The sequence below is a fragment of the Flavobacterium sp. genome (genome assembly GCF_044357305.1).
Classification (GTDB): Bacteria; Bacteroidota; Bacteroidia; order Flavobacteriales; family Flavobacteriaceae; genus Flavobacterium.
This window is the reverse complement of record NZ_JBIKPS010000011.1, coordinates 42338-67314: the sequence shown is the minus strand read 5'-3', so window position 1 is coordinate 67314 and position 24977 is coordinate 42338. Positions and strand designations below refer to the sequence as shown.

Below are 24977 nucleotides of genomic sequence, written 5' to 3'. Positions count from 1 at the left end.
GGTTTTTTTATAATTGAAATGGAGTTCTAAAAAACAAACATCGCTCTTTCTCCCATCATTTCGTTTACTTCTTCGGCCACTTGTGCAATAACCTCTTCATCTATAGGATTCATTAACACTCTATCAATTAATTCTACCACTGTTTCCATATCTTCTTCAACTAATCCACGAGTAGTGATAGCAGGAGTTCCAACACGAATTCCGGAAGTTACAAATGGCGATTTATCGTCAAACGGAACCATGTTTTTGTTCACAGTAATTTCGGCTTTTACCAATGCGTTTTCTGCTTCTTTACCAGTGATATTTTTATTTCTTAAATCAATTAACATCATGTGATTATCCGTTCCGCCAGAAATTAATTGGTACCCTCTTTTGTTAAAAGCTTCTGCCATTGCCTTCGCATTTTTTTGAACTTGCATAGCATATCTAAAAAACTCATCGGTTAAACATTCTCCAAAAGCAATTGCTTTAGCAGCAATAATATGCATTAATGGTCCACCTTGGTTTCCAGGGAAAACTGCTAAATCCAATAATGCAGACATCATTCGGATTTCTCCTTTTGGAGTGGTTAATCCCCATGGGTTTTCAAAATCTTTCCCCATCATTATCATTCCTCCTCTTGGTCCACGCAATGTTTTGTGCGTAGTTGTAGTAACTATATGACAATGGGGAATTGGATCGTTCATTAATCCTTTAGCAATTAAACCTGCAGGATGCGATATATCGGCCAATAATAGTGCCCCAACGCTATCTGCAATTTCTCTAAAACGTTTAAAATCCATATCTCTGCAATAAGCCGATGCTCCTGCAATAATTAATTTTGGTTGTTCTTTAGTTGCAATTGCTTGAATTTTATCGTAATCAAATTGTCCGGTTTCAGGTTCTACACCATAGAAACTTGGCGTATATATTCTTCCAGAAAAATTCACTGGAGAGCCATGAGTTAAATGTCCTCCATGAGATAAATCGAAACCTAATATTTTGTCTCCTGGTTGCAAACATGCAGCAAAAACAGCAGTATTGGCTTGTGATCCAGAGTGCGGTTGTACATTTGCGTAAGCAGCACCAAACAAGGCTTTAGCTCTATCAATAGCAATTTGCTCTACAATATCTACTACTTCACAGCCACCATAATATCTTTTTCCCGGATATCCTTCGGCATATTTGTTAGTTAAACAAGAACCCGAAGCTTCCATTACTTGGTCACTTACAAAATTTTCAGAGGCAATTAGCTCTATTCCATGTATTTGTCTGTCTTGTTCATCAAGAATTAAGTCAAAAATTTGTTCGTCGCGTTGCATTTATTTATATTTTAGTTAAAAACTTTGTCAAAATTACGAAATATGTTTGTCAAATAAATTCTAAATGATATATTTGATTGCAATTTTTTCAACAACAAATCAACAAAATATTATGCCAAATTTAGCAAACGACCCCAATCGTAAATCCTGGATTAATGTTCCAGAAAATAGTGATTTTCCGATACAAAATATTCCTTATGGCGTATTTTTAACCAAAGAAGATGTCATCACCATTGGAACTCGAATTGGCGACTGCGCTATTGATATGGGAGCTTTACAACAATTGGGATACTTTGATGGTATCGAATTAACGGATGATATGTTCATGCAAGATACCTTGAACGATTTTATATCGGATGGTAAAAAAACTTGGCGATTGGTTCGTAGCCGTTTGGGGGATCTTTTTGATAGTGAAAACCCTTTGTTGCGAGATAATGCCGAACACAGAGAGATTGTTATCTTCAAAATGGAAGATATTGAAATGCAACTTCCAGTTTTAATAGGAGATTACACCGATTTTTACTCGAGTAAAGAACACGCAACGAATGTTGGAAAAATGTTTCGAGATCCAGAAAATGCATTGTTACCCAATTGGCTTCACATTCCGGTTGGATACCACGGAAGAAGTTCAACAATAGTTCCATCTGGAATTCCAGTGCACAGACCTATGGGACAAACCTTGCCAAACGGCGAAACTTCTCCAGTATTTGGCCCTTCAAGATTAGTAGATTTCGAATTAGAAACTGCATTTATTACAACAGATGTAAATGTTATGGGCGAAAATATATTAATAAGTGAGGCCGAAGATTATATTTTCGGAATGGTTTTATTAAACGATTGGAGCGCTAGAGATATCCAAAAATGGGAATATGTGCCTTTAGGACCCTTCTTAGCCAAAAACTTTGCATCATCTATTTCTCCATGGATTGTGACTATGGATGCTTTGGAACCTTTCAAAACTAAAGGACCTAAACAAGAGCCAACACCGCTACCTTATTTACAACAAAAAGGAAAACATGCTTTTGACATTAATTTGGAAGTCTATATAAAACCAGAAAATGTAGAACCTTCTTTGGTTTCGAAATCGAATTTCAAATATATGTATTGGTCGATGTCGCAACAACTAACGCACCATACTTCTAATGGATGCCGAGTGAATTCGGGAGATATGATGGGCTCTGGAACTATTTCAGGACCAACAGAAGATAGCTTTGGATCGATGTTGGAATTAACTTGGGGTGGGAAAAATCCTATTACCCTAAACGATGGAACAGAACGTAAATTCATCAATGATAATGATACTGTTGTAATAAAAGGATATTGCCAAAATAGTTCTGTGCGCATTGGTTTCGGAGAAGTTTCAAGTAAATTATTACCCCCTTTTGTAAGAAAATAATAAAAAAATATTTTTGGCTTACTATTTGTATTATCAAAAAATAGTAAGCCTAAAAATAACACATCATGAAGAAAATTACTTTATTATTAATCGCTTTTATTTCCATTTCATCTTGTGGAGTAAAACAAACCAGACAATCTTTAACTTCTGGCGATTATGATGCTGCCATTCAAAATGCAGTGCAAGGATTAAGAAACCGAAAAGATGCTAAAGGAAAACAAGATTATATTTACCTTTTGGAAGAAGCATTTGCGAAAGCTAAAGAACGGGATTTACAAAATATTAATTTGTGGGTTAAAGCTGCCAATCCGAATACTATCGAGAAAATTTACACAACTTATGTGCAATTAAACAATCGCCAAGAGTTAATTAAGCCAATACTTCCTTTAAAATTATTAAATGAAAATCGGAATGCAATTTTTCCGTTTGATGATTATTCGAATGAAATAATTAGCAGCAAAAATGCATTATCCAAACATTTATACGATAATTGCAAAGCACTTTTAGCTACTAAAGACAAAATGAACTTTCGTCGTGCTTATGACGATTTAGTTTATTTAAACGGATTGAATCCTAATTACAAAGATGCTACTAGCCTTATGGTTCTTGCAAAACAAAAAGGAACCGATTATGTAAATGTATATACTAAAAATGAAACCAATATGGTAATTCCGGTTCGTTTACAGAATGATTTACTAGATTTTAGCACTTTTGGATTGAACGATAACTGGACCGTTTACCACAGCAATCGCCAAAAAGGAATTACTTATGATTATGGATTGTTGGTTAATTTTAGAGAAATAGCTATATCTCCAGAGCAAATTAAAGAGAAAGAATTCTATAAAGAAAAACAAGTTAAAGATGGTACCAAACCATTGTTGGATTCCAACGGAAACCAGGTGAAAGATGACAAAGGGGTTCCAGTTAGAGTAGATAATTTTAAAACTATCAAAGCAACTATTTTTGAATCCCGACAATTTAAATCGGCTCAAGTAACTGCTAAAATAGATTATATTGATTTAAATACTAATCAATTACTAAATACATTTCCGGTTGTTAGTGAATTTATATTTGAAAATATTTATTCTAAATACAGCGGAGACAGGTTGGCTTGCGACGATACTTATTTAAGTTATTTCGACAAAAGATCCGTTCCGTTTCCTAGTAATGAGCAAATGGTTTATGATACCGGAGAAGATTTAAAAGCAAAATTGAAAGAAATTCTTAATCAGAATAAAATAAGAAGATAAAGTCATTTATTAAACAATAAAAACGCATTTGAAATTTCAAATGCGTTTTTTGCTTTTATATATAGATCATTAAAATTTTACAAATAGCGATGTAGCGATTCTACTTCAATAGCATTATGCGAAGCATCATAAATACATTTACCTTTACTAATTAATAGTAATTGTGGCGATTGGTGTTCCACTTCAAATTTAGTAGTAATTGCATTAGAGATATCTCTATGGTTCAATAAATCTAAAAAATATGGAATAACTTTTTCTTCTAAATCAAATTCGTTTTCAAAATGACGAAGCGCCATTCTGCTAACACTACAACGCGTGCTGTGCTTGAAAACAATCACTGGTTTTTCAATAGAAATTTCTAAAATTTCATTAAGTTGCCCTAAATCGGATAATTGCTTCCATCCTATTTTAGGATCTTTATTTTCTTTTTCGGCACCTCCAAATATTTTATCAAATAAACTCATATTTTGTCATTATTAAGACTTTTTGTCGTAAATTTATATAGGTTTCCCCTATTGAACGAGCCATTTTGTCTATAAATTAGTATTGGAACATATATTGTCCAAGTCTTTTCAAAGATAGTAGTTATAAGATTAAATTACAATTTTTTAAAATCAAATTCAAACTATAAATAATAGTAGAAATGAACATTAATAAATTCACAATCAAATCGCAAGAAGCTTTGCAAAAAGCACAGCAAATTGCACAAGGTTTTGGGCAGCAACAGCTTGAAAACGAACACATTTTTAAAGGCATCTTAGAAGTTGATGAAAATGTTACTCCGTTTATTTTGAAAAAACTTAACGTTAATGTGGAGCTTTTCAAAAAAATACTAGACAGTACTATTCAAAGTTTTCCTAAAGTAACCGGAGGAGAAATCATGTTCTCGCGCGATGCCTCTACAGCAATGAACGAAGCCGAAATCATAGCAACTAAACGAAACGATGAGTTTGTTTCTATTGAACATTTAATATTAGCCATTTTCAAATCCAGAAGTAAAGTTGCGCAGATTTTAAAAGATCAAGGCGTTACCGAAAAAGGTTTGGAAGCCGTGATTACCGAAATGCGTAAAGGCGAAAGAGTGACTTCGGCATCTGCAGAGGAAACGTATAATGCTTTAAATAAATATGCCAAAAACCTGAATGAATTGGCTAGAAATGGTAAACTAGATCCTGTTATTGGTAGGGATGAGGAAATTCGGAGAGTATTGCAAATTTTAACCCGAAGAACCAAAAACAATCCGATGTTAGTGGGGGAACCTGGTGTTGGTAAAACTGCCATTGCTGAAGGTCTTGCGCACCGAATTGTAGATGGCGATGTTCCTGAAAATCTTAAAGATAAAATAGTTTTTTCTTTAGATATGGGAGCCTTAATTGCTGGTGCAAAATATAAGGGTGAATTTGAAGAACGATTGAAAGCCGTTGTAAAAGAAGTTACTTCTGCTGAAGGCGATATCGTACTTTTCATTGATGAAATTCATACGCTTGTTGGAGCTGGAGGTGGCGAAGGCGCCATGGATGCTGCTAATATTTTAAAACCTGCTTTGGCTCGTGGCGAACTTCGCGCTATTGGTGCTACAACCTTAGACGAATACCAAAAATATTTTGAGAAAGACAAAGCATTAGAACGTCGTTTTCAAAAAATTATAGTTGAAGAACCCGATACCGAAAGTGCGATTTCTATCTTACGTGGAATTAAAGAAAAATACGAAACCCACCATAAAGTACGTATTCAAGACGATGCAATTATTGCTGCGGTAGAATTATCGCAACGCTACATTACCAATCGTTTTCTTCCGGATAAAGCGATTGATTTAATGGACGAAGCAGCATCTAAATTGCGTATGGAAATCAATTCCAAACCTGAAGAATTAGATGTTTTGGACAGAAAAATCATGCAGTTGGAAATAGAAATCGAAGCCATCAAACGAGAGAAAGACGAGAACAAACTGAAAGGACTCGGAATGGATTTGGCCAATTTAAAAGAAGACCGCAACGAGATTTTCACCAAATGGAAATCGGAAAAAGAAGTTGTAGATAACATTCAAGCCATTAAGCAAGAAATTGAAGATTTCAAAATGGATGCCGAACGTGCCGAACGCGATGGCGATTACGGAAAAGTAGCCGAAATACGTTACGGAAAAATTAAAGATGCCCAAGAACGATTGGACGTTTTACAAACTCAATTAGCAGAAAATCAATCGGGAACTTCTTTGATAAAAGAAGAAGTAACTCGTGAAGACATTGCCGAAGTAGTTGCAAAATGGACTGGAATTCCGGTAATGAAAATGCTACAAGGAGAAAGAGAAAAACTCTTGAAACTAGAAGATGAATTGCACCATCGTGTGGTTGGTCAAGAAGAAGCAATTGAAGCCGTGAGCGATGCCGTTCGTAGAAGTCGTGCTGGATTGCAAGACATGAAAAAACCGGTGGGAACTTTTCTATTCTTAGGAACTACTGGTGTTGGTAAAACCGAATTAGCGAAAGCATTAGCCGAATATTTATTTGATGATGAAAACGCCATGACCCGTATTGATATGAGTGAATACCAAGAACGCCACAGTGTGAGCCGTTTAGTTGGAGCACCTCCGGGATATGTTGGGTACGATGAAGGTGGACAATTAACCGAAGCCGTGCGAAGAAAACCGTATTCTGTAATTTTGTTGGATGAGATTGAAAAAGCGCATCCGGATACTTTTAATATACTGTTACAAGTTTTGGATGAAGGACGCTTAACCGATAATAAAGGTCGTGTTGCTGATTTTAAAAATACTATTATTATCATGACTTCCAATATTGGTAGTGCTATTATTCAAGAGAAATTTGAAAATCTAAAAGGGGGTGTAGAAGCCGCAACCGAAGCCGCTAAAATAGAAGTTTTAGGGATATTAAAACAAACCGTTAGACCTGAATTCATTAATAGAATTGATGAAATTGTAATGTTTACGCCTTTAACCTCTGCCAACATAAAAGAGATTGTTGGTTTGCAATTCAAAGGAATAATTAAAATGCTAGCGCACCAAAATATCACAATGGATGCTACACCAGAAGCAATAGATTACTTATCTAAAAAAGGATACGACCCAGAATATGGTGCACGACCTGTAAAAAGAGTAATCCAACGGGAGGTTTTAAACCAACTTTCTAAAGAGATTCTTGCAGGAAAAGTAACTACCGATAGTATTATTTTATTGGATAGTTTTGATGGTCAATTAGTATTTAGAAATCAAAATGAATTAGAATTAAATAATTAAACAATCCTTTTACAAAAAATGAGCCTAACGAATTTTAAAAATTTGTTAGGCTTTTTTATAGAAGGTAAATTAGTTGCCAAAAATAATTTTACTAAATTTGAAATCTAATTAAACAATTATTTAATGAAAAATATCATCCTAAAGAACGGACTAATCGGCGGACTAATCATTGCAATTTCTATGATTATTGGGACCTATATGTGTTACTACAATCCGAAAGGATTTGAACCAAGTTTTGCATTAGGGTTTGGCGGCATGCTATTTGCCTTTGCATTTATTTATATTGGAATGGAACAATACCGAAAAAAAAATTCTAACAACAAGATTTCTTTTGGTAAAGCATTGCAAGTGGGTTCTTTAATTGCTTTACTAATTTCTACAATTTATGTTGGTGTTTGGCTAATTGAATACTATAACTTTTTCCCAGATTTTATTGAAAAATATGCCCAATCCGAATTGGCGCATACTAAACCTGCTGATTTAGCTGATACAACTGCAAAAATGAATACTTATAAAGAAATGTATAAAAATCCAGTGATGATTGTACTTTTAACTTTTATGGAAATTTTACCCATGGGATTAGCAATTACTTTAATAAGTGCATTAATTTTGAAGAAAAAATAGAATTTTATTACATAAAAAAGGCACGCTAACTAGCGTGCCTTCAATTTTATAAATAAACTTATTATTTGTCTTTTGTGAAATCAAAACTTTGAGCACCAATACTTAAAGTAAAAGCATTTTTTGCTTCGTTAAACTGAATAATTAATCCTGCTTGATCCATTGTGAATTTCCCAGTACCTTTATTATCCAATGGAGTTTCAGGTTGTCCAGGTGAATTGATTACTAAACTATCGTCTTCTTCTGTAAAAGTAATTTTAATTGGCAATTTAGCACTAGAATAAGCCCCTAAATACGGCGTTAATGATTCGGTTTTAGTAACACCATTTTTAGCATCCGTCCAAACGTTATTTTCTGGATTACTATCTGGTAAAGTAGTATCTGGATCTAAAGTAATAGAATCTAATTCTTCATTAGTATCAACTTTAAAAGTCCATTCTTTATTGCGTTCCCAAATCTCTACCGGAAGTGATTTTCTAGAAACAACACCACTTTTAGTTTTAATTTCTACCACAACTGGCATCACCATTTTATCTAAATTTTCAATAGTTACTTGAGCACCATTTTTAGCATCTCCTTTTACATATTTAACTTTAGTAACTCCTTGGTCTAAACTCCAGTTGTTAATAAACCAACTTCTCCAAAACCAACCTAAATCTTCTCCTGCAACATTTTCAATTGTTCTAAAGAAATCGTCTGGCATAGGATGTTTAAAAGCCCAACGCTCGGTGTAAATTCTAAAAGCTTTATCAAATCGCTCTTTTCCAAGTACATTATTTCGCAACATGTCCAATCCAGAACCAGGCTTATAATAAGCTAATATACCAAGGTTAGCTTCTTTTAAATTTCCTGGTGCCGCCATAACTGGCTCCATTTCAGGATTAGTCAACATTTCTGCCGATTGGTGCATGTTTGGTGTTGGTTGTTTGTATTCCCCATTATTAAAGTCTTGAGAACTAATTCCGTTGATAAAAGTATTAAATCCTTCATCCATCCAAGCAAATAAACGTTCGTTAGAACCAACAATCATTGGATACCAACCATGACCAAATTCATGATCTGTAACTCCCCAAAGTTCTGCTCCTTTAGAATTTAAATCACAAAAAACAATTCCAGGATATTCCATTCCGCCTTCATTACCTGCAACATTTGTCGCTGCTGGATAAGGATATTCAAACCATCTTTTAGAATAATTTTCTACTGAAGTTTTAGTATATTCAGTAGCTCTACTCCAAGCTGCTTGCCCGTCTGATTCCACAGGATAAGTAGAAATTGCAATAGATTTTTTACCGCTTGGTAAATTAATACGAGCAGCATCTACAATAAATGCAGCCGAAGATGCCCAAGAAACATCACGAGAGTTTTTTAATTTAAATTTCCAAGTTAAAGAAGTTTTTCCTGCGGGGCGTGAAGCAGCATTGGTAACTTCCTCAGCAGTACGAATCATAACCGTTTTATCACTATTTTTAGCAGCTGCCCAACGTTTTTGTTGTTCTGCTGTATATACTTCGGTAGGATTTTGTAATTCACCAGAACAAACCACAATATGACTTGCTGGTGCAGTAATGGCAACATCAAAATCACCATATTCTAAATAAAATTCCCCAGCACCAAGATAGGGACTAATATTCCAACCACGAACGTCATCATACACACACATTCTTGGATACCATTGTGCAATGGTGAAAATTTTACCATTTTTAGTATCTACAACTCCCATTCTATCCGATCCATAATCTGGAGAAACGAAAGAGAATTCAATTTTAAGTTTTATAGAAGCCCCATTACCATTTAAATCTTGCGGAAGATCTACTTGCATACGAGTATCTACAACTGTGAAAGTAGCCTCTTTTTCAACAGACTTACCTCCAACGGAAGAAATTATTTTAATGGATTTAATTTTAAAACCTCCATCAAAATCTTGCCCTTTGGCACCATTTCTACTTCCTTTTAAAGGAATAATTGCATTACCACGAGAATCTTTTTTGAATAAATTTTGATCTACATTCATCCACAAAAACCCTAATTTATCAGGACTATTGTTGGTATATGTCAAAATTTCAGAACCAATTATTTCTTTCGTTTGCTCATTAAGAGAAGCAGTTAACGAATAATCGGCTCTATTTTGCCAATATTTTGCACCTGGCTGTCCGCTTGCAGAACGAGTATAGGTACCATTTTTAGTATAAAAATTGTTTGCGAACGTTTCATTATAATTGTAGTTCGATAGTGGTTTAACTTCTTGTGCAAACACAGAAGAAAATCCAAAAAATAAAGCGCTTAATGTGAAGGCTTTAGTGAAAAAATTTTTCATAAATTGGAATTGGTTAATTGATAAAACAAATAAAAGAAAAAAATGCTTTTGTTTTTCACAAAAGCATCTTAATATGTCTTAATAAAATATTATTTGTTACACCGATTTGTAAATTCGGTTAATTGGTATCACATTTCCTTGTTTTAAAATCACTCTTTGGTCGGTTAATCCCCATACCGTTGTTTCCACAACTTTCTTAGATTGGTCGTCTTCAAAATAAATTTTAATTTTGGAGTGTTCTAGATTTCCCAATGAGAGTGCCCGATTCAAATTTGAAAATCGTTCTTTTATTTGTGCAGTATCCTGTAAAACATCCGTTTTTGGAAAAACCAATTGGGAGATGCTTTCTTTTTCTATGGTTTCAAATTGAAGATTCATAATTCATTTATTTAAAATTGGTTTAACTAAAATTAATAAATATATTTACCCTACACTAATATTAGACCTTAAATTTTTCTTAAAACTATGATTGTAACGCTTACAAACGCCTTTTTATCTGCACAAATTAATACCAAAGGTGCCGAATTATGTTCTTTAAAATGCCTAAAAAACAACCAAGAATACCTTTGGGAAGGCGATCCTAAACATTGGGGTAAGCACTCCCCTGTTCTGTTTCCTATTGTTGGAACTTTGAAAGATAATTCCTATTTCTATAAAGATCAAGAATATAGTTTGTCCCGTCATGGTTTTGCAAGAGACCTTGATTTTGAAGTAATTATCTCTACGGAAAGCCAAGTTGTGTTTTCATTAAAAGCATCGGAAGCAACTAAAAAAGTGTATCCTTTTGCGTTTGAATTGCAATTAACCTATACATTATTAGAAACTAAATTAGAACTAAAATATACTATAATTAATAAGGACTCTGTAGCAATGCCATTTTCCATTGGAGCGCATCCGGCATTTGCTTTGCCAAAGAATTTTGAAAGTTATGCTTTAGAATTTGAAGCACAAGAAACCTTAACTTGTTATGCTTTAGAAAACGATTTGGTATCGGATACCAAATTTGAAATTAATTTAACCGATAAAAAACTTCCATTGCATTATGCTACTTTTGAAAACGATGCCTTAATTATGAAAGCATTGCAATCTAAAAAAATTACTATTTTAGATAAAAAAACACCTTTGCTAAAAGTAACTTTTGAAGATTTTAATAACACTGGAATTTGGACCAAAGTTGGTGCGCCATTTATTTGTATTGAACCGTGGTTGGGCTATTCGGATACTATTTATTCTAATGGAAATATTTTAGAAAAAGAAGGAATTCAAATGGTGTCTCAAAATGCAAGTTTTATTTGCAAATTCTGTATCGAAATTTTATAAATTCAAAAAAACTCAAATGCTAGAAATTAATTTTCATCCTTTTAAAAATTTAGAAACCGAGCGTTTACTACTTAGAAGAGTTGCAGAATCAGATGTTGCGGAAATTTTGGAACTTCGTGGTAATCCAGAAACGATGCAATACATTCCTCGACCATTAGCGAAAACCAAAGAAGAGGCATTGGCACATTTTAAAATGATTGACGATAAAATTGAAAGTAATGAAGGTATTAATTGGGCAATTACTTTAAAAGGAAGTCCTAAATTAATTGGAATTATTGGGCATTATAGAATACAACCCGAAAACCATCGCTGCGAAATTGGTTATATGATTTTGCCACAATATAACGGACAAGGAATTACAACAGAAGCCATTAAAGTAGTTTTAGAATATGGCTTTGAAGATTTGCAAATGCATTCTATTGAAGCGGTAATTGACCCTGAAAACAAAGCATCGGAAAGGGTACTACAGAAAAATGGCTTTGTAAAAGAAGCACATATTCTAGAAAATTTACTTTATGAAGGAAAATTTTTAGATGCTGTAATTTATTCGATTTTAAAAAGAAATTTTAAAAGATAATTTTATTCTTTAGATAATTTAGGCAAAGTTCTAATATATAATTCTTCCACTTTTTTGCGCGCCCAATCGGTTTTTCTGAGGAAATTTAAACTCGATTTTATAGTTGGGTTATCTGTAAAACATTTAATTTTAATTAATTCACCCAACGTATCAAACCCGTAAAAAAGAACTAGTTGTTCTAGAATATTCTTTAAAGTGATTCCGTGTAATGGATCTTTTGATTTGTTGTTTTCCATGCAACAAATATACACATAAAAAAAAGTCACCACTATGAAATGATGACCTTTTCGTCCTATGTTACTCGGAACTAACCAATAAATTATTTTTTTTATTAGAAAATAAATTTGAATCCAAATGACAATGGAGTTGTTAAAGTTCCACCTTCAAGAAGATTAGCATTTGCAACGTGTGCTAATGCGAAATCTGTAGTTGTTGTTTTGTCACCTACTAAAGGTGTTGTTGTAGTTTGGCTTAGGTTAATCAAGTTGTAAGAAAACTCAACAGATAATGATTTAGTTACAAAATAGTCAAAACCACTTGAAACAGCTACACCATATTGAGAAAGTTTAGTTTCAGAAACTTTATCTTTTCCAGAAATAATTGGTAAAGCAGCTTGTCCAAAAAAGTATAAACTTCCAGCAACATTATAATATTTTCTCACTAATGGTTGAGCAACAAAAAGGGAATAATTTGCTGTAGTTGTTGTTGCATTATCTATTTTATATCCAATAGTACCAATTCCAACTCCTACAGCAACTGATGGTGAAACAAAAGTCCCTACGATAGGTAAAATTGTAGAACCTGTTATTTTGTTATCACCAGTTTTAGATTGGTTATAACCCACTTGTGCAGTAGCAAACCAAGCTCCTTGTAATCCTTTACTTTCTTTTTTGTCTTGCGCATTTGTAGTTAACGTTACTAAAGCGATAGCTACAACTAATAAAATTTTTTTCATTTTGTTTGGGGTTTTAAATTTTCGATTTAAATTATACTGCAAATCTATTACCCTTGGATAAACTAAAAAGTGATATTAATCATGTAATGTGATTTTTTTCTTACATTTTTTCTCGATGCTGGAAGTTTAGCCCTGATTGAGCCGATAGCTCTCGTGGAGGAACGGAACGAGACTAAAGGCGAAAGCAGGAATTACCTTTACTAAAATGCCCAAGCCATTCGCTCCTGAAAAAAATTATTTTATATTAATTTGTTGCGCAAGTTTTTCCCAATGCTCATTTAGTTCGTCTATCTCAACTGGATTAGCAGCTTTTTGTTCTTGCAATCGACCATTGGAAAAGGCTCTATATAAGATAGTCTCAATTAGATAATCTTCGTTGTTGTTTAGTGGTTCGTAAATTTCTTTAAGATTAATATCGAAAAGGCGTGCAGCATTGTTAGACCAAAAGGCTTTCCAGCCACTTTTGTAGTCTTTGATAAGGTTATAAGTGGAGATTCCGGTTTGGCGGTAGATTAGTTTTACTAATATTTGTCCTTGTTTGTGGGATAATTTTTTTAGTTTTTCTTTGAATTCGTTATTGATAAAGTCTTCTACAATCTTAAAATAGCGCTTTTTTTCTTTGTTAGACTGAAGCACTTCCATATTTTTATTCAATAATGAAAGTCTGTCGGAAGCGGTTTTTGCAAATGGATATACTTTATAAACTCGGTTTTGGAGTAGCAAGAATTGTTTTTTTTGTTCGGGATCCATTTTTACTTTAGAAAACGAGACATCGCTCAATAAAATAGTGTCCATTTTTATGGAGTCGAATTCTTTAATATTGATTTCTTTTTCGGGAACATTGTTAGTAATAACCTGTGCAAAAGTTGGTGCCGATATAAAAAAAACGAATAGAAAAAATGCTTGCTTGAACATAGCTGTTAATTTTAGTGTAAAAATATAGAATATACTTAACAAGTGTAATGCCAAATTTATATTTTAGCAAAAAATAATTTTATGTCAACAAAATCTATACTTACAGAATCGTCTATTGCTTTTTTAGAAAAATACTTAAACAATCCTTCGCCAACTGGCTATGAAGCTGGTGGGCAGAAGATTTGGATGGAGTATTTAAAACCTTATGTAGATACTTTTATTACGGATACGTATGGAAGTGCCGTGGGAATTATAAATCCGGATGCTAAATTTAGAGTGGTGATTGAAGGACATTCGGATGAAATTTCTTGGTATGTTAATTATATTACGGACAATGGATTGATTTATGTAATTCGCAATGGTGGTTCCGACCATCAAATTGCGCCTTCCAAAAGGGTGAATATTCATACTAAAAACGGAATTGTTAAGGGGGTTTTTGGTTGGCCTGCCATTCATACTAGAAATCGTGGCAAGGAAGAAGCTGCTACTATCCACAATATTTTTATTGATTGTGGTTGTGAAACCAAAGAAGAAGTAGAAAAATTAGGGGTTCATGTGGGTTGTGTAATTACGTATCCTGATGAATTTATGATTTTGAACGAGAATAAATTTGTTTGTAGAGCCATCGATAATCGAATGGGCGGTTTTATGATAGCCGAGGTTGCTCGTTTATTGAAAGAAAACAACAAGACGTTACCTTTTGGATTGTACATTGTGAATTCGGTTCAGGAAGAAATAGGTCTTCGTGGTGCTGAAATGATTACGCAAACCATCAAACCCAATGTTGCTATTGTGACGGATGTTTGCCACGACACTTCTACTCCGATGATTGAAAAAAAGATAGAAGGCGATTTGCAAATGGGTAAAGGCCCAGTTATTGCTTATGCTCCTGCTACGCAAAATATCCTTCGGGAATTAATTGTAAGTACTGCTGAGGAAAAGAAAATTCCGTTCCAGCGTCATGCTACTTCCAGAGTTACTGGTACCGATACGGATGCATTTGCCTATAGTAATGGAGGCGTTGCTTCGGCATTAATATCCCTTTCGTTGCGATACATGCACACCACTGTAGAAATGGTGCATCGTGAGGATGTGGAAAATGTAATTCAGTTGATTTATGAAAGTTTGTTGAAAATTGAAAATAACCATGATTTTTCTTACTTTAAATAGTATTTACAGCATCTAACCAACTTTAAAATCCGAAATACTACTTCGGATTTTTTTATTTTATATATTTATGAAATCAAACTGTAACAATTAAAACTTTCAAGTGTCTTTAGTATAGATAAACCTACCAACTATTTGAAAAACCAAAATCTGGATATAGCAATTCTTCTAGAACGCTGTGCGGCTAATGATGAAAAAGCACAACTCGCACTTTATAATAGATATTATAAGGCTATGTTCAACGTGTCTTATAGAATTATAAGCGATCACGCTTTGGCGGAAGATATTATACAAGAGTGTTTTTTAAAAGCATTTAAAAAACTAGATTCCTTTAGCGGAAACGTAACTTTTGGAGCCTGGTTAAAGAAAATTGTAGTGAATGCAAGTATTACGGAATTAAAAAAAACCAATAAATATCCTGTAGAATCGATATCGGACGGAATGGAAATTGCCGATTGGGAGGCTGAGGAATCTATTAATTACAACGAATTAAAAGTAGAAACTGTTTTGAAAACGATACAAAGTTTGAAACCTAATTATAAAATAATCTTAACACTATTTTTTATTGAGGGCTACGATTTGGAAGAAATAACTGGTATATTAAATATTACCAATGAAAATTGTAGAACGATGATGAGCAGAGCAAAAGAAAGTTTACGAAATAAAATGTCTCAATTATGAATAATCTAAACAACCTGAATTCTTTTTTTAAAGACCAAGATTCTTGGGATTTGGAAGAACCTATTACCGGTCATGAAAAACGATTTTTAGATAAATTAAAAATAAACAAACCAAAGAAAAATCAAAATTGGATTCCGTTATCTATTGCGGCTTCCCTCCTGCTTGGATTTGGTATTTTATATTTGAATTTTATAAATCCTACTAAACAAGAAATTGTTTTTTCTCCACAAGTACAACAGGCCCACGACTCTATTTCCTCAATAATAAACAACGAATTATTAGCATTAAAAGAAAAGGAAACTCCAAAAAGCAAAGCACTTATTGTGGATGCCATGAAACAAATGAATTCCTTAGAAAAAGATTATGATAATCTAAAACTTGAAATTGCAAAAAATGGGGAGAATAAACAAATTGTTTATGCCATGATTACCAACATGCAAACTAGAATTTCTTTTATAAAATCGGTTTTAGACCAGGTGGAAAGTGTTAATAAAATTAATGAAAACGATAATGAAAACCGTATTTAAATTACTGCTAATCCTCTTATTTCCGTTATTTTCTTTTGGAAATAATTACGAAGATTATGCCTATACTAAAGAAAAAAATGTATCAAAATCATTTATTGTAACTTCGGATGCTATGTTACAAACATCCAATTCTTATGGAAATATTAATGTGTATTTGTGGGATGAAAACAAAATTTTTATTCAAGTGATCATTAAAGTTTCTGGAAACAATGAAAACAAAGTAAATGAGAAACTCAATTCCATTGATATTGCATTTGATGCTTCCGATTCTAAGGTAAGTGCTGCAACTATTTTTGGAAATAGTAATTGGAAAAGTGGTACCAACCTAAACTATGAAATTAATTATACTATTAAAATTCCAAGAAATGGCAATATTTCTTTAGCAAATAAATACGGAAATATTGGCATTGAAAAATTAAATGGAACTTCAAGTATAACATGCCAATACGGAAATATTAGTTTGGGAAGTTTTACCAATAAATCCAATAACATTTCGCTTTCCTATTCGGGAGATTCCTCTATAACTTCCATTGACAAATTGAATATTAACAGCCAATATTCGCAAGTGGAAATTCAAAATATAAACCAACTAAATATTGATGGAAACTATAATGGTTTTGTTTTACAAAATGTGGGAACCCTTATGATGTCTTCTAATTATACTAAAATAAGTTCGAAATCCATTCAGAAATTCAATTGTAATGGAAATTATCTGACGCTTAAATTGGGAGATATTGGACAAAGTTTGGACATAAATTCTAATTACAGTGACATTAGTTTAAACACTACTTTTAAGACTAAAGATATTGTCATTAACGGAAATTATTCTACTACTAGAATAACCTGTGCACCAGAGGTTCCTTTTGATTTTGATATTAACTTGAAATATGGTGGTTTTAAAGATCAAATTGGTTTAAAATATTCTGAAAAATCAGAAAAAAATAATTCAAAAAATTATAGTGGTTATAATATAAGTACTGGAAAATCTTCAATTTCGGTAACCACCAATTATGGAAGTGTTCAACTTTTAAACAAATAAAACAATGAAAAAAACAGCAGTATTAGTAGCCTTTTTATTTATTTCAATAGCAAATGCTCAAAATTGGGATAAAGAAAAAATTAAAGGAAACGGGAATCCAACTACAATCTCTAGAACTACAGAATCGTATGATGAAATTAGCGTTACAGGGTCTTTCGATGTAGAATTAGTTTCTGGAAAAGAAGGAAATATTACGATTAATGGTGATGAAAATATCATAAATCATATTATTACCGAAGTTGTAGGATCAAAGCTTAAAATTCACTTTGAAAAAAACAAAAGTTATTCTTACAATTCAAAACTAATTATTACTGTGCCATTTGAAGAAATAAGCAAGGTATCGTTAAACGGTTCGGGGGATATTGAAACAAAAGATACAGTTAATGCCAAAAAATTTGAAATTAATTTAACCGGTTCTGGTGATGGTATTTTTAATGTAAATAGTACCAACTTAAATGTATCTTTATCTGGTTCGGGTGATGTAAAAGTAATAGGAATTACCAAAGATTTAGATGCTAAAGTTGCAGGATCTGGTGCTATTGATTGTTCTAAATTAGAAGCTCAAAATGCCGACGTGAATGTTGCGGGTTCTGGAGATTTAAAAGTAAATTGTATTAAAAACCTAACTGCTAGTGTTGTGGGAAGCGGTGATATTCACTATAAAAACAAACCAGAAACAGTAGATAAAAAAATAGTGGGTTCTGGCGATATTACAAGTTATTAATTGGGTTAGTTATTAAGAAAAAAAGTCCCAAAACTTAATTGTTTTGGGACTTTTTTCTTTATTTATTTTTCAAATATTCAGTGACATTTTTTTCAATTCGTTCTTGGATATTAGTGATATCTGCTTTAACAAATTTTTCTCCTAGTATATTTTCATACAACTCAATATAGCGATTGGAAACGGTTTCTATATATTCCTCTGTCATATCTGGAATTGTTTGCCCTTCTTTACCTTGGAAATTATTTTCTATCAACCAACGGCGCACAAACTCTTTAGACAATTGTTTTTGTTCTTCTCCACTATCTTGACGCTCTTGGTAGCCATCGGCATAGAAATAACGAGAAGAATCGGGAGTATGAATTTCATCAATTAAAACAATTACACCGTCTTTGGTTTTTCCGAATTCGTATTTGGTATCCACCAAAATTAATCCACGGGAAGCAGCAATTTCGGTTCCCCGTTGGTATAAAGCAAGAGTGTATTTTTCTAAAACTAAATAATCTTCTTCCGTTACAATTCCTTCTGATAGAATGGCTTCGCGAGAAATATCTTCATCGTGAACACCCATATCGGCTTTGGTGGTTGGAGTGATTATTGGCGTTGGAAATTTATCATTTTCTTTCAAACCTTCTGGCATCGTAACGCCACAAAGTGTTCTTTTTCCTAAAGCATATTCTCTAGCAGCATGTCCCGATAGGTAGCCACGAATTACCATCTCCACCTTAAATGGATCACATAAATGCCCAACTGCCACGTTTGGATCTGGAGTAGCAATTAACCAATTCGGAACAATATCTTGCGTTAATTGCATGAATTTAGTTGCAATTTGGTTTAAAATTTGTCCTTTGTAAGGAATTCCTTTTGGCATTACCACATCAAACGCAGAAAGCCTATCGGTGGCAACCATAACCAAAAGTTCGTCGTTAATGTTATAAACCTCGCGAACTTTGCCTCGGTAAACTGATTTTTGATTAGGAAAATGAAAATTAGTAGTAGTTATAGTGTTCATTTTAGTAGTTAGTTGTTTTTGCAAAAATAGATTGTTTCGCTATAATACACAACGAAGAAACCGTTTTTAATGAAATTTAAGAAATTAGTTGTTTCCATTGGGATAAAATATCCAATCCTTTGGTTTCAACGTTAGTGAGTTTTTCAGAATCTTCTATCCCATTAGCGTTATAAAAGTGAATAGTAGCCTCATTTTCCTGAAGAATAATATTTATAATTTTGGAGGTTGGAATTTTATACCGTTTTCCCGTTTCTCTTTTTAAATAAGCAAAAGTTCCAAGTCCTAATAATACAATTCCAAAAGGTATGGAACCACTTTTGGCTTTAGAAAGTATTAGAATTATTAAACAGGCAACTACAAACAAATAGATATAAATTTTAAATTCTTTAAAGTTGTTTTGCCGAATAGACTTTGGAGATTTCTCTAGTAAATTCAAGGTTTCCGACCAGTTGCCAGAATTAGTTAGAAATAAATTTTCATCGTTAAGGTTTACAAAACCATTGGCATATTTGAAATATTCTTTCATTATTTATTTTAAAATGAGGCATTAAAAAAGGTAAGATTAAAATTATTCAACCTTCTTCTAATCATTATTTTCTATACTCTTGTAAGCATCAATTACTTTTTTCACCAAACGATGGCGCACTATATCTTTATCGTCTAAATATATTATTCCGATGCCTTCAATATCTTTCAAGACTAGTATGGCTTCTTTTAACCCAGAGATGGTTCTTCGAGGTAAATCTACTTGTCCAGGATCGCCGGTAATAATGAATTTGGCGTTTTTACCCATACGGGTTAAAAACATTTTCATCTGCGAATGGGTGGTGTTTTGCGCTTCATCCAAAATAACAAAAGCATTATCTAAAGTTCGTCCACGCATGAATGCCAAGGGCGCAATTTGAATAATTCCTTTTAGAATATAATCTTCCAGGGTTTGCGGAGGCAACATATCGCGCAAAGCATCGTACAAAGGCTGCATATAAGGATCTAGTTTTTCTTTCATATCGCCAGGCAAGAAACCCAAGTTTTCTCCAGCTTCAACCGCAGGACGGGTTAAAATGATTCGCTTTACTTGTTTTTCTTTAAGAGCTTTAACTGCAAGAGCAACACCAGTATAGGTTTTTCCAGTACCAGCGGGACCTACAGCAAAAACCATATCGTTTTTAAAAACCGATTCCACCAATTTATGTTGGTTGGGCGTCATGGCTTTAATGAGTTTACCTCCTAGCCCATGCACCAAAATCTTTTCGTGATCGGGCATGCGCTGTTCTTCTACCGAATTGCTTTGAATTACCCTTTCAATAACATTGGAATCAATATTATTATAACGGGTAAAATGCAGCATCAATCGGTTGAATCGGTTTTCAAATTCATCCAATTCGGCTTTTTCTCCAAATGCTTTTAGTGTAGTGCCGCGTGCAACAATTTTCAATCTAGGATAGTATTTTTTAATGGTTTCAAGATGTGCGTCTTGCGTGCCCCAAAATTCTTTTGGAGCGATGTCGTGTAATTCAATGATACGTTCGTTCAAATGGGTGGAGTTTTTTAATTATTTTTTTATTAAATAGTAGTAGCTTTGCAGTCATTTCAAATTTAAGAAATAGAGCAGTACAAATCGCATTTAGTTATAAACAATTTTATGTCAATAATTACCCTTACTACCGATTACGGACTCAAAGACCACTTTGTTGGTGCTTTGAAAGGGAAAATTCTATCGCAACATCAAGATGCTGTGTTAGTTGACATCACCCACCATGTAGATCCCTTTAATATTAGTGAAGCGAGTTATCTCATTCAAAGTGCGTATTCTAGTTTTCCTAAAGGAACGGTGCATCTTATTGGTGTGGATATCGAATTAAAAGAGAACAACCAACATATCGTAGTGCAATGGAACGACCATTATTTTATTACTGCCGATAATGGTATAGTAAGTCTTTTAATTGCCAAATTTAAACCCCAAAAAATGGTCGTTATTAACATCCACGACCGTTTATTACCCGAAGCAACCGATATGGATGTTTTGGTAACGGTAGCGGTTCATATTGCTAAAGGTGGTTCGCTAAATGTAATTGGGAAAGAGATAAAAACTCTAAAAGAAATAACCGAATTGCAACCTGTGGTGGCATCGGATGCCAATTCTATAAAAGGATATGTAGTTTATATTGATAATTTTGGAAATGCAATTTCTAATATTTCTAAAAATTTATTTTTAGAAACTGCTAAAGGAAGACCTTATGAAGTGCATTTTAAAAACAAAAAAGTAAAAACTATTTTCGCTAAATATTCGGATATTGAAACCATTGAAAAGCAATCTTTATCTAATATTATGGGGAAATCTTTAGCAATATTTAATGAAGCTGGATTTTTAGAAATAGGAATCTATAAAAGCAACCCAAAAATTGGTTCAGCTACTAGCTTATTAGGATTAGAATACAGGGATTTTGTTATGATTTATTTCAGTTAATTTATAATCTTTAAATGAAGAAAATCAATCTCCTTATAACACTGTTATTTCTTTCCACTTTTGCTAAAGCACAAAACTTAGATAGTATTTATGTGAAATTCTACACCTATTCTGACTATCTAAAATCGAATGCTAAAGCAGGAGAAATAAATTCAAATGTCTATTCCATTGTAGCAAAATTTAATTCGCTTTCGCCAAAAGAATATATAACGGAAACAATTTCCTTGTTGAAAAAGGAACAATTCAACGAAGCTAGTTTTATTTTTTTATTGGGCTCCATGCGTTGGAAGTATTATGAGAATTTTTCTAAATTCAATCCGGAACAATACCAAGAAAAAGATGAAATTGAAAATATTATTTATGCGTTTTTAAGAAGCAACGTTTGTAATTTTGCAGCCATTATTAAGATTGCTTCCCAATACCATTTAACTAACGATTATGTTTTTTGTTCCCGAAAAAAGAAACCATTATATTATGATGAAGCTGCAGGATTTTATTCTAGATTGGGCACTCAAATAATACTAAATGAAGCTTATTTTACCACTATGTGGAGCAAGGAAAGACGCGATTTTGAAAACGATTTAAAAAAATAACATATGTTTGTACGAATAGTAAAAATGTCTTTTCACGAAGAAAACATTCCAGCATTTCTAGAAAATTTCGAATTAATGAAATCCCACATACGAAATGCACCAGGAAATCGTTTTCTAGAATTGTATCAGGACAAAAATAATCCAGGAATTATGTTTACTTATAGCTATTGGGAAACCGAAGACGATTTGGAAAACTACCGAAAATCGGCTTTATTTGATGAAGTTTGGACGTTTACCAAAAAGTTATTCAACGATAAACCCGAAGCTTGGAGTGTAGATAAATTAGTTTCTTTAGAATAGAATATAGAGAATAGAATATAGAGAATAGAATATAGAGAATAGAATATAGAGAATAGACAAAACCTTTGTGACTTAGAGCCTTCGTGGCAAATTAAAACATGAAATCAATACTATTAAGAGAAATAAAATCCTTTTTTGGTTCGCCAATTGGGTATTTGGTAATCGCAATTTTTCTATTGCTTAACGGATTATTCCTTTGGGTTTTCGTAGGAGATTACAACATTTTAAACAGCGGATTTGCCGATTTATCGCCATTCTTCACTATTTCCCCCTGGATATTAATTTTTCTGATTCCTGCCGTTACGATGCGCAGTTTTTCGGATGAAATGAAACAAGGAACCATCGAGTTATTACTTACCAAACCAATTTCTATTTGGGAAATTGTAGGCGGTAAATTCATTGGTGCTTTCTTATTGATTGTAATTGCCATTATTCCAACCTTAACATACGTTTACGTACTTTATGGTTTGGGAATGCCCGCAGGAAATATCGATATGGGAAGCACGATGGGATCGTATTTTGGGTTGTTATTTTTAATTTCTGGATATACCGCAATTGGGGTCTTCACTTCTACCCTATCCGAAAATCAAATTGTTGCCTTTATTGTTTCCGTTTTCTTGTGTTTTATACTTTATTTCGGATTTCAAGGAGTGGCATCGCAATTTAAAGATTGGCAGGAATTAATTGCTTTCTTCGGAATGGATTACCATTTTAAAAGTATGAGTCGAGGAGTTATTGATACTCGGGACACCCTTTATTTTATAAGTATTACCTTACTATTTTTATCCTTGACTGTTTACAAACTTAAATCGCTAAAATCGTAATGGAAAATAAGAACTTAAAAAATCTGCTTACTATTCTAGGGATTATAGTATTATTAAATTTTGCTGGGCATTTCTTTTTTAAACGTTTCGATTTAACTGCCGATAAACGCTATACCCTTTCTCAAACTTCTTTAAACATTATAAAAGAAGTTAAAGAACCTTTGTATGTGGATGTATTTTTGGAAGGAAATTTCCCGGGAGAATTCAAGAAATTACAAACGGAAACCCAACAATTATTAGAAGAATTCAAGGCCTACAATCCGAATGTAATTTTCCAATTTGTGAATCCTTTAGACAAAGAAGAAGATCGCGATAAAATCATGCAGAAATTTTACGACAGAGGCTTAACTCCTTTAAACGTAACAATGGACGAAAAAGGAAAGCAAACCCAAGAAGTGGTTTTTCCATGGGCAGTGGTAACTTATGGCAGTAAAAGTGCCAAAGTACCTTTGTTGAAAAACATGATGGGAGCCTCTACAGCTCAAAAAGTGGTAAGTTCGGTACAACATTTAGAATATGCTTTTGCAAATGCTTTCAACACCGTTTCTAAAACCCGGGAGAAAAAAGTAGCGATAATTAAAGGAAATGGCGAACTACACGATTTGCTTATTGCCGATTTCTTAAAGTCGGTTCGAGAGAATTATTACATTGGGCCATTCACTTTAGATTCGGTTGCTAAAAGCCCTGAAAATACTTTAAAAGCTTTACAAAAATACGATTTAGCTATTATTGCAAAACCTACCGAAGCCTTTACGGATGAGGAGAAACAAGTGCTAGATCAATATCTTATGCATGGCGGAAAAACGCTTTGGTTGGTAGATCAAGTGAACATGGAAATGGACAGTTTGATGGCAACAGGAGAAAATTTAGCTTATCCAAGAGATTTGAATTTGAACGATATGTTCTTTAAATATGGCGTTCGAATTAAGCCCGATTTGATTAAAGATGTCATGGCTACTCCTATTTCGTTGGCTACTGGCCAACAAGGAAGCGCTACCCAATATACTAAATTTCCTTGGTTGTATTCGCCTATGATTTACCCTGTGGCGACTGTGGATAAATCGAAAATAAGTCCGATTGTGAGTAATTTAGATGGTATTAAATTTGAATTTACCACTCCGATTGAAGTGCTTAAAAACGATATTAAAAAGACTGTTTTATTACAAAGTTCTCCGTATTCTAAATCGGTGGGAACGCCGGTAGAAGTGAATTTGAAAATGGTAGAAGACCGACCAAATCAAAAAGATTTTTCGGGAAGCGGAAATATGCCTGTGGCGGTCTTGATGGAAGGGAAATTCCATTCGGTGTATCAAAACAGAGTATTGCCTTTTAAAGATAATGGCTTTACTCCTATTGGAAAAGACTCTAAAATGATTGTCATTTCGGATGGGGATGTGATTAAAAACCAATTGGATAAAAACTTTCAACCCCTAGAGTTAGGCTTTGACAAATGGACCAATAATCTGTATGCCAATAAGGAATTCATGATGAATTGCGTGAATTATATGTTGGATGATAACGGACTTATTAACATTCAAAGTAAGGAAGTGGACTTGCCTATTTTGGATAGCCAAAAGGTTACTGAGGAATATACCTATTCCCAAATTCTAACTATTGGAGTACCTTTGGTGGTATTATTAATCTTTGGATTGGTGTTTACGTTCTTGCGTAAAAGAAGGTATAGTAAGTAGTTTTGTAGGTTTGGGGTTTGGGGTTTGGGGTTTGGGGTTTGGGGTTTGGGTTG

Annotated in this window: 26 protein-coding genes; 16 read left to right on the top strand and 10 right to left on the bottom strand. The window is 33.4% G+C overall.

The genetic code is table 11. The features are described 5' to 3' along the window. Positions 1-26: 26 nt before the first annotated feature. Complete coding sequence (gene glyA, locus ACIQ2J_RS08820; RefSeq protein ID WP_396168698.1) at positions 27-1301, bottom strand: serine hydroxymethyltransferase; 1275 nt, start codon at positions 1299-1301, stop codon at positions 27-29. Positions 1302-1413: 112 nt separating this feature from the next. Between glyA and fahA the strand changes: the two genes are divergently transcribed. Both fahA and ACIQ2J_RS08810 read left to right on the top strand, forming a co-directional pair. Then, entirely contained in the window at positions 1414-2697 is a 1284-nt protein-coding gene (fahA, locus tag ACIQ2J_RS08815; RefSeq protein WP_396168695.1) for a fumarylacetoacetase, read from the top strand. 65 nt (positions 2698-2762) lie between these two features. Beyond that, positions 2763-3947 (top strand): hypothetical protein, encoded by a 1185-nt coding sequence (locus ACIQ2J_RS08810; RefSeq protein ID WP_396168693.1) that lies wholly within the window; start codon positions 2763-2765, stop codon positions 3945-3947. Between the two features lie 77 nt (positions 3948-4024). Here the strand turns inward: ACIQ2J_RS08810 and ytxJ are convergent, their stop codons facing one another. Beyond that, positions 4025-4411, bottom strand: a complete 387-nt coding sequence (ytxJ, locus tag ACIQ2J_RS08805; protein ID WP_396168691.1) for a bacillithiol system redox-active protein YtxJ — start codon at positions 4409-4411, stop codon at positions 4025-4027. A 179-nt stretch (positions 4412-4590) separates the two neighbouring features. On the opposite strand from ytxJ, the gene clpB reads away from it, so the two are divergent. Together clpB and ACIQ2J_RS08795 are read left to right on the top strand one after the other, a co-directional pair. Next, positions 4591-7200 carry an ATP-dependent chaperone ClpB gene (gene clpB / locus ACIQ2J_RS08800; protein WP_396168689.1) on the top strand — a complete coding sequence of 870 codons (2610 nt, stop codon included), beginning with the start codon at positions 4591-4593 and terminating at the stop codon, positions 7198-7200. Positions 7201-7323: 123 nt separating this feature from the next. Continuing rightward, positions 7324-7824, top strand: a complete 501-nt coding sequence (locus ACIQ2J_RS08795; protein WP_396168687.1) for a DUF4199 domain-containing protein — start codon at positions 7324-7326, stop codon at positions 7822-7824. A 61-nt stretch (positions 7825-7885) separates the two neighbouring features. Here ACIQ2J_RS08795 and ACIQ2J_RS08790 read toward each other — a convergent pair whose 3' ends face one another. Then, entirely contained in the window at positions 7886-10135 is a 2250-nt protein-coding gene (locus ACIQ2J_RS08790; RefSeq protein ID WP_396168685.1) for a M1 family metallopeptidase, read from the bottom strand. A 96-nt stretch (positions 10136-10231) separates the two neighbouring features. Then, positions 10232-10513 (bottom strand): hypothetical protein, encoded by a 282-nt coding sequence (locus ACIQ2J_RS08785; protein WP_396168683.1) that lies wholly within the window; start codon positions 10511-10513, stop codon positions 10232-10234. A gap of 87 nt (positions 10514-10600) precedes the next feature. Here ACIQ2J_RS08785 and ACIQ2J_RS08780 point away from each other — a divergent pair, with 87 nt between their 5' ends. Both ACIQ2J_RS08780 and ACIQ2J_RS08775 read left to right on the top strand, forming a co-directional pair. After that, on the top strand, positions 10601-11455 hold the full coding sequence (locus ACIQ2J_RS08780) for an aldose 1-epimerase family protein (protein WP_396168681.1): 855 nt from the start codon (positions 10601-10603) through the stop codon (positions 11453-11455). Positions 11456-11471: 16 nt separating this feature from the next. Continuing rightward, complete coding sequence (locus ACIQ2J_RS08775; RefSeq protein ID WP_396168679.1) at positions 11472-12032, top strand: GNAT family N-acetyltransferase; 561 nt, start codon at positions 11472-11474, stop codon at positions 12030-12032. Positions 12033-12034: 2 nt separating this feature from the next. Here ACIQ2J_RS08775 and ACIQ2J_RS08770 read toward each other — a convergent pair whose 3' ends face one another. From ACIQ2J_RS08770 to ACIQ2J_RS08760, 3 genes are all read right to left on the bottom strand, one after another. Then, entirely contained in the window at positions 12035-12268 is a 234-nt protein-coding gene (locus tag ACIQ2J_RS08770) for a VF530 family DNA-binding protein (RefSeq protein ID WP_396168677.1), read from the bottom strand. A 95-nt stretch (positions 12269-12363) separates the two neighbouring features. Continuing rightward, positions 12364-12987 carry an outer membrane beta-barrel protein gene (locus tag ACIQ2J_RS08765; RefSeq protein WP_396168675.1) on the bottom strand — a complete coding sequence of 208 codons (624 nt, stop codon included), beginning with the start codon at positions 12985-12987 and terminating at the stop codon, positions 12364-12366. 234 nt (positions 12988-13221) lie between these two features. Next, on the bottom strand, positions 13222-13902 hold the full coding sequence (locus tag ACIQ2J_RS08760; RefSeq protein ID WP_396168672.1) for a DUF4294 domain-containing protein: 681 nt from the start codon (positions 13900-13902) through the stop codon (positions 13222-13224). Positions 13903-13983: 81 nt separating this feature from the next. On the opposite strand from ACIQ2J_RS08760, the gene ACIQ2J_RS08755 reads away from it, so the two are divergent. The 5 genes from ACIQ2J_RS08755 (at position 13984) to ACIQ2J_RS08735 (ending at position 18040) form a co-directional block, all read left to right on the top strand. Beyond that, complete coding sequence (locus tag ACIQ2J_RS08755; RefSeq protein WP_396168670.1) at positions 13984-15072, top strand: M42 family metallopeptidase; 1089 nt, start codon at positions 13984-13986, stop codon at positions 15070-15072. Between the two features lie 132 nt (positions 15073-15204). Then, positions 15205-15750: an RNA polymerase sigma factor gene (locus tag ACIQ2J_RS08750; protein ID WP_396168668.1), complete on the top strand. Its 546-nt coding sequence runs from the start codon at positions 15205-15207 to the stop codon at positions 15748-15750. Then, the gene (locus ACIQ2J_RS08745; protein WP_396168666.1) at positions 15747-16277 is read left to right on the top strand and encodes an anti-sigma factor; all 531 of its coding nucleotides are present in this window, start codon (positions 15747-15749) and stop codon (positions 16275-16277) included. The genes ACIQ2J_RS08750 and ACIQ2J_RS08745 overlap by 4 nt, the downstream gene beginning before the upstream one ends. Further along, a complete protein-coding gene (locus ACIQ2J_RS08740; RefSeq protein ID WP_396168663.1) occupies positions 16249-17316 on the top strand; it encodes a hypothetical protein in 1068 nt (355 codons plus the stop codon). Before ACIQ2J_RS08745 ends, ACIQ2J_RS08740 begins: the two co-directional genes overlap by 29 nt. 4 nt (positions 17317-17320) lie before the next feature. After that, positions 17321-18040: a head GIN domain-containing protein gene (locus ACIQ2J_RS08735; protein ID WP_396168661.1), complete on the top strand. Its 720-nt coding sequence runs from the start codon at positions 17321-17323 to the stop codon at positions 18038-18040. A 58-nt stretch (positions 18041-18098) separates the two neighbouring features. Here ACIQ2J_RS08735 and ACIQ2J_RS08730 read toward each other — a convergent pair whose 3' ends face one another. From ACIQ2J_RS08730 to ACIQ2J_RS08720, 3 genes are all read right to left on the bottom strand, one after another. Continuing rightward, positions 18099-19049 carry a phosphoribosylaminoimidazolesuccinocarboxamide synthase gene (locus tag ACIQ2J_RS08730; protein WP_396168658.1) on the bottom strand — a complete coding sequence of 317 codons (951 nt, stop codon included), beginning with the start codon at positions 19047-19049 and terminating at the stop codon, positions 18099-18101. A 76-nt stretch (positions 19050-19125) separates the two neighbouring features. Next, the gene (locus ACIQ2J_RS08725; protein ID WP_396168656.1) at positions 19126-19575 is read right to left on the bottom strand and encodes a hypothetical protein; all 450 of its coding nucleotides are present in this window, start codon (positions 19573-19575) and stop codon (positions 19126-19128) included. Positions 19576-19632: 57 nt separating this feature from the next. Next, positions 19633-20583, bottom strand: coding sequence for a PhoH family protein (locus tag ACIQ2J_RS08720; protein WP_396168654.1), 951 nt, complete (start codon positions 20581-20583; stop codon positions 19633-19635). 108 nt (positions 20584-20691) lie between these two features. On the opposite strand from ACIQ2J_RS08720, the gene ACIQ2J_RS08715 reads away from it, so the two are divergent. The 5 genes from ACIQ2J_RS08715 to gldG all read left to right on the top strand — a co-directional run bounded on the left by ACIQ2J_RS08715 (position 20692) and on the right by gldG (position 24924). After that, the gene (locus tag ACIQ2J_RS08715) at positions 20692-21516 is read left to right on the top strand and encodes an S-adenosyl-l-methionine hydroxide adenosyltransferase family protein (RefSeq protein ID WP_396168652.1); all 825 of its coding nucleotides are present in this window, start codon (positions 20692-20694) and stop codon (positions 21514-21516) included. Between the two features lie 14 nt (positions 21517-21530). After that, a complete protein-coding gene (locus tag ACIQ2J_RS08710) occupies positions 21531-22109 on the top strand; it encodes a hypothetical protein (RefSeq protein ID WP_396168650.1) in 579 nt (192 codons plus the stop codon). A 3-nt stretch (positions 22110-22112) separates the two neighbouring features. Beyond that, positions 22113-22409: a putative quinol monooxygenase gene (locus ACIQ2J_RS08705; protein WP_396168648.1), complete on the top strand. Its 297-nt coding sequence runs from the start codon at positions 22113-22115 to the stop codon at positions 22407-22409. A 98-nt stretch (positions 22410-22507) separates the two neighbouring features. Further along, the gene (gene gldF / locus ACIQ2J_RS08700; protein ID WP_396168646.1) at positions 22508-23233 is read left to right on the top strand and encodes a gliding motility-associated ABC transporter permease subunit GldF; all 726 of its coding nucleotides are present in this window, start codon (positions 22508-22510) and stop codon (positions 23231-23233) included. After that, a complete protein-coding gene (gldG, locus tag ACIQ2J_RS08695) occupies positions 23233-24924 on the top strand; it encodes a gliding motility-associated ABC transporter substrate-binding protein GldG (RefSeq protein WP_396168644.1) in 1692 nt (563 codons plus the stop codon). Before gldF ends, gldG begins: the two co-directional genes overlap by 1 nt. The last annotated feature ends 53 nt before the right edge of the window (positions 24925-24977 follow it).

Excerpts from the sequence above, each read along its gene's own strand:
- ACIQ2J_RS08745 (WP_396168666.1), top strand. The coding sequence starts at position 15,747 with ATGAATAATCTAAACAACCTGAATTCTTTTTTTAAAGACCAAGATTCT.
- ACIQ2J_RS08755 (WP_396168670.1), top strand. The coding sequence starts at position 13,984 with ATGTCAACAAAATCTATACTTACAGAATCGTCTATTGCTTTTTTAGAA.
- ACIQ2J_RS08740 (WP_396168663.1), top strand. The coding sequence starts at position 16,249 with ATGAAAACGATAATGAAAACCGTATTTAAATTACTGCTAATCCTCTTA.
- ACIQ2J_RS08790 (WP_396168685.1), bottom strand. The coding sequence starts at position 10,135 with ATGAAAAATTTTTTCACTAAAGCCTTCACATTAAGCGCTTTATTTTTT.
- ACIQ2J_RS08730 (WP_396168658.1), bottom strand. The coding sequence starts at position 19,049 with ATGAACACTATAACTACTACTAATTTTCATTTTCCTAATCAAAAATCA.
- ACIQ2J_RS08785 (WP_396168683.1), bottom strand. The coding sequence starts at position 10,513 with ATGAATCTTCAATTTGAAACCATAGAAAAAGAAAGCATCTCCCAATTG.
- ytxJ (WP_396168691.1), bottom strand. The coding sequence starts at position 4,411 with ATGAGTTTATTTGATAAAATATTTGGAGGTGCCGAAAAAGAAAATAAA.
- ACIQ2J_RS08705 (WP_396168648.1), top strand. The coding sequence starts at position 22,113 with ATGTTTGTACGAATAGTAAAAATGTCTTTTCACGAAGAAAACATTCCA.
- ACIQ2J_RS08710 (WP_396168650.1), top strand. The coding sequence starts at position 21,531 with ATGAAGAAAATCAATCTCCTTATAACACTGTTATTTCTTTCCACTTTT.
- ACIQ2J_RS08760 (WP_396168672.1), bottom strand. The coding sequence starts at position 13,902 with ATGTTCAAGCAAGCATTTTTTCTATTCGTTTTTTTTATATCGGCACCA.
- ACIQ2J_RS08780 (WP_396168681.1), top strand. The coding sequence starts at position 10,601 with ATGATTGTAACGCTTACAAACGCCTTTTTATCTGCACAAATTAATACC.
- ACIQ2J_RS08810 (WP_396168693.1), top strand. The coding sequence starts at position 2,763 with ATGAAGAAAATTACTTTATTATTAATCGCTTTTATTTCCATTTCATCT.
- gldG (WP_396168644.1), top strand. The coding sequence starts at position 23,233 with ATGGAAAATAAGAACTTAAAAAATCTGCTTACTATTCTAGGGATTATA.
- ACIQ2J_RS08735 (WP_396168661.1), top strand. The coding sequence starts at position 17,321 with ATGAAAAAAACAGCAGTATTAGTAGCCTTTTTATTTATTTCAATAGCA.
- ACIQ2J_RS08795 (WP_396168687.1), top strand. The coding sequence starts at position 7,324 with ATGAAAAATATCATCCTAAAGAACGGACTAATCGGCGGACTAATCATT.
- ACIQ2J_RS08775 (WP_396168679.1), top strand. The coding sequence starts at position 11,472 with ATGCTAGAAATTAATTTTCATCCTTTTAAAAATTTAGAAACCGAGCGT.
- ACIQ2J_RS08715 (WP_396168652.1), top strand. The coding sequence starts at position 20,692 with ATGTCAATAATTACCCTTACTACCGATTACGGACTCAAAGACCACTTT.
- glyA (WP_396168698.1), bottom strand. The coding sequence starts at position 1,301 with ATGCAACGCGACGAACAAATTTTTGACTTAATTCTTGATGAACAAGAC.
- fahA (WP_396168695.1), top strand. The coding sequence starts at position 1,414 with ATGCCAAATTTAGCAAACGACCCCAATCGTAAATCCTGGATTAATGTT.
- gldF (WP_396168646.1), top strand. The coding sequence starts at position 22,508 with ATGAAATCAATACTATTAAGAGAAATAAAATCCTTTTTTGGTTCGCCA.
- ACIQ2J_RS08770 (WP_396168677.1), bottom strand. The coding sequence starts at position 12,268 with ATGGAAAACAACAAATCAAAAGATCCATTACACGGAATCACTTTAAAG.
- ACIQ2J_RS08725 (WP_396168656.1), bottom strand. The coding sequence starts at position 19,575 with ATGAAAGAATATTTCAAATATGCCAATGGTTTTGTAAACCTTAACGAT.
- clpB (WP_396168689.1), top strand. The coding sequence starts at position 4,591 with ATGAACATTAATAAATTCACAATCAAATCGCAAGAAGCTTTGCAAAAA.
- ACIQ2J_RS08765 (WP_396168675.1), bottom strand. The coding sequence starts at position 12,987 with ATGAAAAAAATTTTATTAGTTGTAGCTATCGCTTTAGTAACGTTAACT.